The sequence below is a fragment of the Frankia sp. CoWAU3 genome, from assembly GCF_977971855.1.
In genome coordinates, this window is the sequence record NZ_CDWWXB010000030.1 from 1 (window position 1) to 6,613 (window position 6,613).

The following is a 6,613-nucleotide window of genomic DNA, read 5'->3' on the forward strand; positions in this document are numbered from 1 at the left end:
CTGACCTCCCGATAGACAGCCTACCAACGCTACTGGAGCGGTCCGACAGTCCGGTTCGTGGACCCGGATCCCGGCCACCGACGCGCTGGCGGACCGGGGCGGGCTGCGCCCGCACCCCCGGCAGGCACGCCGCTGTCCGGCGCAGAGACGAGATGGCGGTGGGCCGGGTTCGGAGTGGCAATCTTGGCCGCACTCGCCGAACTGGCTGCCTCCTGCGGGACGAACACGCTAGCGACGATCCATCCGTGGCGTCACCCTGTAAGAAGCGGGTAACGCAGACCGATGCCCACCGGAGACATCGGCAGGCGCGGAGGGGAGATCGCTCGATGTCGGCACAGATACTCACGCTGGATGGCGAACGGCAGACGCTCTCGGACGAGACGGTCGAGGAGATCCGCGCGATCTTCCGCGGGCAGGTTCTGACGTCGGACGACCTGGGGTATGACGACATCCGGGTCGTCCAGAACGCCATGCTCGACCGCAGACCCGGTCTGATCATCCGATGCACCGGGACCGCCGACGTCGTCGACGCCGTCAGCCTCGCCTACAGGCGGGACCTGCTCGTCGCTGTCCGCGGCGGCGGCCACAGCATCGCCGGGACCTGCACGGCCGACGACAGTTTGATGATCGATCTGTCGATGATGCGGGGTGTCTGGGTCGACCCGGATCAGCGACGTGTGCGGGTGGCGGGTGGTGCGACCTGGGGCGACGTCGACCGTGAGACGCAGCTGTACGGGCTCGCGGTACCTGGCGGGGTCGTGTCGACCACGGGCGTCGCGGGTCTGACACTCGGTGGCGGAATCGGCTGGCTCCACCGCAAGTACGGTCTGGCCTGTGATGCGCTGCGCGCCGCCGAGGTCGTGACAGCCAGCGGCAAGATCATACGGTGCGACGGGACCGAACATCATGAGGACCTGTTCTGGGCGTTGCGTGGCGGGAGCGGCAACTTCGGTGTGGTGGTGTCCTTCGAGTTCGAGGCCTATCCGTTGGGCCCGATGGTCTGGAACAGCATGATCGTCCACCCGGTCGACGCCGTTACCGAGGTGCTTTCCCGCTGGCAGGACTGGACGTCCACCGTCCCTGACGAGGTCACCAGCCGTGCCCTCCTGTGGTCGCTGCCGGATGCACCGACGCTCCCGCCCGCCGTGCACAACCGCGACGTGCTCATCACGGCCGCCCTGTATGCCGGCGCCCCGGACGAGGGTCAGCGAGCGTGCCGGGCGCTTTCCGGGTTTGGCACGCCGCTTGCCGATATGAGCCAGGCCCGGTCGTACCGGACAGCGCAATCCTCCCTCGATCCCTTCTTCCCCAAGGGCGGACTCCAGAGCTACTGGAAGTCCGTCTACCTGGACAGACTCGATGAGGACGCGACCACGTTCGTGGCGCGCATCAGCCACGACCGCCCGCACCCGACGACGATGGTGCACCTGCCTCTCCTGGGAGGCGCCATGTCACGTGTAGGGACAACCGAAACCGCGTTCGGTGACCGCAGCGCTCGGTACCTGCTGAGCATCGACGGAAACTGGCTGGACCCCGCCGAAGACGACGCAAACATCCGCTGGGTGCGCAATGCCTACGGCGAGGCCGTCAGGCTTCGGGCCGCATCGGGCACTTACCTCAACTTCAGCGGCGACGCGGATCTCGACGACGCCGACCGGGCACGGGCCTGGGGGCGCAACGTCGAGCGGCTGCAGCGAGTGAAGCGCACCTATGACCCGGAGAACCGCTTCCGGCTCAACCCCAACATCCCCCCCCCGCCGAAAGCTGAGCCTGCGCTGGGACTGGGGCTGATGACCGTCCCCACCTTTCGGGCGATCTCCTCACGCATCTGACGGATCGACGCCACCGCATCACTGTCCGCGAGAATCTCCAGGGTCTCCTGTAGGCTCTCCCGCTCGTCCACCGAGACGACCGGCCAGGCTCGCTGGCGCGCCGTAGCCCACACCATGCACAGTTCTTCATCCTCGGTCGTGGGCGAGGCGGACGTTGTAACGGGCATCCGAGGTTTGGCGTTCCGTCCCCGCGCGAGCGCACAAGGACGGAACACTTGTCTCTAAAAGATCTCCTCACCGACCGCAAGGATTCCTGCGATCGGTGCCTGTTTTATTGGAATCTCAGCGACAGACCCTGACCGTGCGCGGGGGAATCCAGGTCCGGTGTCCATGCCTCCAGACCCAGTGACCGCTCATATGGCGCCAATAACAATGTACATCACTGCGATGGACCGCGCCAGGCGTGCTTCTCGGCGGAGAAGCCATCGAAGGAGCCGCAGACAAAATTGTCCCGAGCGCAACGATCACAACCATCAGAAAATACTTCGGGCTTTTCCTGAGCGCCATTTCCGCCCCCTCCAGTGTCGCACCGCCATCTCCCCGGGGAAGTTCCCCACTGGCTTGCGAGCCAGAGATACCCCCGCCATCGGGCTCTAATCATTTCACCAATGACGTGAATCGCAGCAATCTCCGACGTAATCGACGGCGATTTACTGTGATCGATAGTTCATGGTTTGTGACCTACTGGGTAGGTAGAAGCAGAGCCGGTGTCCGGCGGCGAGCATGTCGATCAGTTCGCGGAGTAGGTGAGGCATCGAGGTGCTGGTCCAGGCCTGCCAGACTCGGCCGTCGCTTCAGCCACCGACGACCCCGCAGACTCCCGTCTTCCCCAGCAGTGTCACTGGTAGCCGGTCACCCGCCGTTCACGCGGTAGCATGGTGGGCGATACTGGGCGGTGTGACGAGCGACGGACAGACCGGGCCGGCAGCCGGCGGTGATGCGCTGCCCCGGCAGCCGTTCGCGCACCTGAGCGCCCCCAACGCGGACGTCTACCGGGAGGTGCTGACGACGTTCGCGCGGGCGCGGGACCGGTTCATCGTCCACATGCGCCCCGAGGACGTGATCGCGGACCTGGGGCGGCCGGGGCAGACCGAGTCGATCGTCGCCGCGCTGGACAAGCTCGTTGAGTGGGGCAACCTGCGGGCCGACCCGGACACCGGCCGGGTGACCACAGTGGCGGACTTCCACCGGGCGCGCTACCTGTACCAGCTGACCCCGGCCGGGCAGGCGGCCGAGGAGGCGATCGCCGTCTACGAGGTGGCGATCGGCCGCCGGGGCGCCCTGCAGTCGGTGGCGCTGGAGGACATCGCCGCCCAGCTGCGCGCCCTGGTGGAGATGACGGCCGGCGACGCCGCCGATCTCGACCCGGCGAAGGTACACCTGCTGCTGCTGGGGCTGGCGGAGCGGTTCACCGGACTGGCCGACAACGCTCAGGCGTTCATGACGTCCCTCCGCCGAGTGATCGACTTCTCGGACGGTGACGTGGACGCGTTCCTCGCCTACAAGCAACGGCTCATCGACTACATCAACCGGTTCATCGCCGAGCTGGCGAACCGGGGCGCGGAGATCGCCACCCTGCTGGGTCAGGTCGAGGGGGCCGGCGTCGAACGCCTGCTGCTGCTCGCGGCCCGTCGGGAGGCGACCGACGCCGTGCCCGACGTGCCCGAGGTATCCGGCTCCGGGGCATCCGATTCCGGACGGACCGGAGCCGGGCGAACCGACGCCGAGCGGATTCGGACCGCCTACGACGCCGCGGTCGCCGCGGCCCTGGACGGCTGGCGCAACCGCTGGCGCGGCCTGCACGACTGGTTCGTGTCGGCGGATTCACGCCGTCCCTCCCAGGCACGGTTGTTGCGGGGCGCGGCGATCACCGCGATCACCCAGCTCATCGACACCGTCGCCGCACTCAACGAGCGCCGTACCGGCCGTTCGGACCGGTCGGCGGACTTCCGCACGCTCGCTCGCTGGTTTGCCGAGGCCCCTGACGACGCGGCGGCCCACCGGCTGTGGCGGGCCGCCTTCGGCCTGGCCTCGGCCCGGCATCTCACCGTCAGCCAGGAGACCGTCGCCGCCTGGCAGGAGGACGAGCCGGCACCGAACACGCCGTGGCAGGATGCGCCGCCGATGCGGATCAGCCCGCAGCTACGCCGGACCGGTTCCTACGAGCGGCGCGGAACGCCGAACCGGGTCACGGACCGCGCGCGGCAGCGGCGGCTGCTCGCCGAGCAGGCCGCGCGGGAGGCGGAGCAGGCCGCGTCCGCTCGGGCCCGGCTCGCCACCGACGGGCCGGTGCTGCTGTCCCAGCTCGGCGTCCTGGACCGGCAGGCGTTCCGGCTGTTCCTCGGCCTGCTCGGGGACGCGCTCGCCGCCAGGCTGCCGGGCGATACCGAGGTGGAGACCACGTCCAGCGACGGCACGGTCCTGATCCGGCTCACCCTCGTCCCCGGCGGGGGGGTGGCGCGGATCGAGACCGAGGATGGCGTCCTGGACGGCCCGGAACACACCGTCGAGATCGTCGACCTGGCCGGTGCGGCATCGCGTCCGGCGGCCTGGAACGACCTGAATGGCCTGAATGGCCGAAGCCGGCAAAACGATCCGAATGGCCGGATAGACGACCTCGATCCAGTCGTACTCGCCGGTGGGCCAGACCGGCTCGAGCTGCTGGAGACCGGACGGGTGTCCGGATGACGGCGGACTCGGTCGCCGAGGAGAACCGGGCCGCGCGGCGCAGGGCCCTGCGCGCGCTGCTGGCCGGGCCGCTACGCACCGCCGGCGCGGACGACGAGGTCCTGCGGCTGGTCCGCCGGCACGCGTCCGAGCTGCGCGAGTGGCTCGCCGCCGAAACCGGCTGGCGGCTGGTCGTCGACGCCGAATCGGCGCGGCTGTTCAAGACGGCGGCGACCATCCAGGACGACACGCACCCGGCGCGGGAGGGGAAGGGCCGAGCGCCGTTCGGGCGGCGCCGCTACGTCCTGCTGTGTCTCGCGCTGTCAGTGCTGGAGGGGGCGGACACCCAGATCACCCTCGGCCGGTTGGCCGAAGGGGTGCTGGTCGCGGCGAGCGACCCGGAACTGGCCCGCACCGGGGTCACCTTCACCCTCAGCCGCCGGGACGAACGTTCCGACCTCGTGGCGGTGGTCCGGCTGCTGCTCGCGCTCGGCGTGCTGGATCGGGTCGCCGGCGAGGAGGACGCCTATCTGCGCGACAGCGGCGACGCGTTGTACGACGTACGCCGCAGGGTGCTCGCGTCGCTGCTGACCGGTACCCGCGGCCCGTCGACCATCGACGCCGACGACATCGGGGCGCGGCTCGCCGAGCTGACCCACGAGCCCGTCCCCGACACCGACGACCTGCGCAACCGGTCGCTTCGCCACCGGTTGACCCGCCGGCTGCTCGATGATCCCGTCGTCTATTACGACGAGCTCGCCGAGGACGAGCGCGCCTACCTGATCAGCCAGCGGCGGGCGATCACCAGACGGATCGAGGACGCCACCGGTCTGATCGCCGAGATGCGCGCGGAGGGAATCGCGATGGTCGACCCCGACGACGAGCTCACCGACGTACGGATGCCGGAACAGCGCACCGACGGCCACGTGACCCTGCTAGTCGCCGAGTATCTCGCCACCCGGCCGGATCCCGCGGAGCCGGTGCCGGTCGGCCAGCTGCGTGGATACGTTCGGAAGATGGCAGCCGAGCATTCCACCTACTGGCGGCGGGGCGTCACCGAACCGGGTGCCGACGCCGAGCTGCTCGCCATGGCGCTGGACAAGCTGCGCGCGCTGCGGCTGGTCACGGACCTGCCGGGCCGGGCCGGCGAGCCGCCGGCGGTGCTCGCCCGGCCCGCGATCGCGCGCTACGCCGTCGAGGCGCCGACGATCCACGACGGCCGGGCGGGCGGCGCCGGCCCGGCCAGAAGCGGTCCGGCCAGAAGGAAGAAGACGAGCCGCCGATGAGCACCTCGACCCGCATGCCCGCAACACCGGCATCGCCCACGGCACCGGCACCGGCCTCGATTCCCGTACCGGCCCGGGAGGACCGCTGGCAGCCGCTGCGCGCCGGCCTGGTCGACCTCTTCTACTACGACGTGGAAGAGTTCCACTTCCACGACGGGCGGCTGCTGCTGCGGGGCAACAACGGTACCGGCAAGTCGAAGGTCCTGGCGCTGACGCTGCCGTTCCTGCTGGACAGCGAGCTGGCCGCGCACCGGGTCGAACCGGACGGTGACCGCAACAAGCGGATGGAATGGAACCTGCTGCTGGGCGGCCGGCATCCGCATCCCGAGCGGCTCGGCTACACCTGGCTGGAGTTCGGCCGGCTGGGCGGTGACGGCATCCCCGAGTACCGCACGATCGGGGCCGGCCTGAAGGCGGTCAGCGGGCGCGGCATCGTCCGGCACTGGTTCTTCGTGACCCGCCAGCGGATCGGTCCGCAGCTGTCCCTGGTCAGCCCGACCCGGGTGCCGCTGACCAGGGACAAACTGAAAGAAGCCGTCGACGGCCACGGCGCGGTGTACGACACCGCGTCGGACTACCGCCGTGCCGTGGACGAAGCGCTGTTCGGTCTCGGCGGGCACCGGTACGAGGCCCTGGTCAACCTCCTGATCCAGCTACGCCAGCCGCAACTGTCCAAGAAGCCCGACGAGAAGCTGCTCTCCCGGGCGCTCACCGAGGCGTTGCCGCCGCTGGACCCCGCGCTCGTGGTCATCGTGGCCGAGGCGTTCCGGGGTCTGGACGAGGAACGGGAGACGCTGCGCGCCCTCGCCGAGGCGGAAACGGCGGCGC

At 69.7% G+C, this 6,613-nt stretch carries 3 protein-coding genes and 1 pseudogene; all 4 read left to right on the plus strand.

All coding sequences use genetic code 11. The features are described from left to right. Positions 1 to 326 precede the first annotated feature (326 nt). Positions 327 to 1,832 carry an FAD-binding oxidoreductase gene (locus AC08ON_RS05135; protein WP_476616539.1) on the plus strand — a complete coding sequence of 502 codons (1,506 nt, stop codon included), beginning with the start codon at positions 327 to 329 and terminating at the stop codon, positions 1,830 to 1,832. Positions 1,833 to 2,729: 897 nt separating this feature from the next. Continuing rightward, positions 2,730 to 4,520 (plus strand): TIGR02677 family protein, encoded by a 1,791-nt coding sequence (locus AC08ON_RS05140; RefSeq protein WP_476606606.1) that lies wholly within the window; start codon positions 2,730 to 2,732, stop codon positions 4,518 to 4,520. Next, complete coding sequence (locus AC08ON_RS05145; RefSeq protein WP_476606605.1) at positions 4,517 to 5,785, plus strand: TIGR02678 family protein; 1,269 nt, start codon at positions 4,517 to 4,519, stop codon at positions 5,783 to 5,785. The genes AC08ON_RS05140 and AC08ON_RS05145 overlap by 4 nt, the downstream gene beginning before the upstream one ends. Next, positions 5,782 to 6,613: pseudogene (locus AC08ON_RS05150) on the plus strand (TIGR02680 family protein); the annotation flags it as partial. The gene AC08ON_RS05145 and the pseudogene AC08ON_RS05150, both read left to right, overlap by 4 nt.

Coding starts and splice junctions, on each gene's coding strand:
- AC08ON_RS05135 (WP_476616539.1), top strand. CDS start 327: ATGTCGGCACAGATACTCACGCTGGATGGCGAACGGCAGACGCTCTCG.
- AC08ON_RS05145 (WP_476606605.1), top strand. CDS start 4,517: ATGACGGCGGACTCGGTCGCCGAGGAGAACCGGGCCGCGCGGCGCAGG.